The organism is Bartonella sp. CM86QHHN (genome assembly GCF_042194695.1).
Lineage (GTDB): Bacteria > Pseudomonadota > Alphaproteobacteria > Rhizobiales > Rhizobiaceae > Bartonella.
Genome location: NZ_JBHIND010000072.1, coordinates 1 through 1605, shown reverse-complemented (window position 1 = coordinate 1605; position 1605 = coordinate 1). Strand labels below are relative to the sequence as shown.

Here is a 1605-nt window from a genome sequence, read left to right as displayed (position 1 = left end):
CAGCGCTTCTTTTGATAAGGGGACGCGAAATTCTGTTGTAGTATCACGCTTTCCTTTCATATTCTCAGCAGGTATGGTCCATATATCCCCATCAATTTGATCTTTATGAATATGACGTAAAGGGTTAGAGCGAACCCCTGTAAGGATAAGCAAGCGCAAAGCAAGATGTGTTATGTTTTGTGTTTTACAGAGGAACTGATAAAAAGCTGGTATATCTTTCCAATCCATTGCTGGTCTATTAGTGATCTTATGACGTTGTTTTCCTAAGAGAGCACGTGCTTTTTCTGTTGCTTGTAAATCAACATTCAAACCCAAGGCAGCCGCATGTTTGAGACAAAGATTAAGACGTATCAATGCTGCTTGGGCTGTTCCAGCTTTTGTATGCCAAATGGGGGCAAGGGTATTGCGTATCTCTGTTTGGGTAATCTCTGAAACGGGTAAACAGCCTAACTTGGGAAGAATATGAAGGCGTAAAGGTGTAAACCAATTTCCATTTTTACCGTCACCTTTTAATTCAGCTTTACGACTTTCAAAAGCATCTAAAGCAATATCTTTTAAATAATGGAGATTACTTATTGCCTCACGCTTTTGTTTATTACGTTCTTTAATAGGATCACGCCCTTCACGTAAAACAGCACGCCATTGCATTGCACATTCACGGGCTTGTTTTAAAGAAACATCTCTTAAAGCACCCAAGCCCATTTCACGGCGCCGCCCATGAATGGTAAAACGGTAAATCCATTGAGCACCTCCATCTTTACGCTTATGAAGTAACAAGCCGGCACCATCATTATATTTGCCAGCTCCCAATGTTGCGACAGCCCTTGCATTAAGACGGTTCATAAGAGCCATTTTTAGTCCTTTCTTATACAAATTTTATCCACACACTCATCCCACTTGTTATGTACAAATGAGTGGTTTTGATTGATTCAACATAAACAGATTTGAAATGAGAGAATCCTACGTTATTCGAGACTCTCATTCAACATACAAAACAGTGAATTATCATTATAAATCAATGTCTTGTAGAGGCATATAGAGACACGGCATGTATCTGGACGATTGGTTATGGTCACACCAGCAATGCGGGTCACCCCCTTGTCAAAAAAGGCATGCGGATCACACAAGAGCAAGCAGAAGAAATCCTTTGTGAAGACTTAAAGCAATTTGAGCAGACAGTCGAGGAATCGGTCNGCATTGGTCTCATTTTGCTATAATGTAGGAACAGCTGCTTTTCGCAAGTCAACCTTGTTGAAGAAGCTTAATCAAGGGGATTATGAAGCCGTACCCTTAGAATTACAGAAATGGAATAAGGTCGGTGGGAAGCCTCTTGCGGGTTTAGCCAACCGTCGAGCAGCAGAAGCGGGATTATGGGTAAAAGGGGCTTATGTTTCTTCGAATTATCAAAGGGTAGAAACGAAAACGGCAACCGGACTTCTTAAAATAGAAGCACTTGCCCCGATTATAGGGTCTTGTTCAGGTTTTGGCGGCTTGTTAGCAGGCAATGGTCCGGTGCAATGGGCTTTAGCAGGCATCATGGTTTTAGCGGCTGTAACGGGCATAGTGATTGTTGCCAAGCGGTTTGGGGAGCAACGCTTATGATTT

General features: G+C 42.0%; 1 protein-coding gene and 1 pseudogene. One reads left to right on the top strand and one right to left on the bottom strand.

Annotation, left to right across the window (positions count from 1 at the left end; all coding sequences use genetic code 11):
* A partial coding sequence (locus ACFIKX_RS07945) for a tyrosine-type recombinase/integrase (RefSeq protein WP_375628943.1) occupies positions 1-852 on the bottom strand: 852 nt, incomplete at its 3' end.
* 149 nt (positions 853-1001) lie between these two features.
* On the opposite strand from ACFIKX_RS07945, the pseudogene ACFIKX_RS07940 reads away from it, so the two are divergent.
* Positions 1002-1602, top strand: a pseudogene (locus tag ACFIKX_RS07940) (lysozyme).
* Positions 1603-1605: the final 3 nt, after the last annotated feature.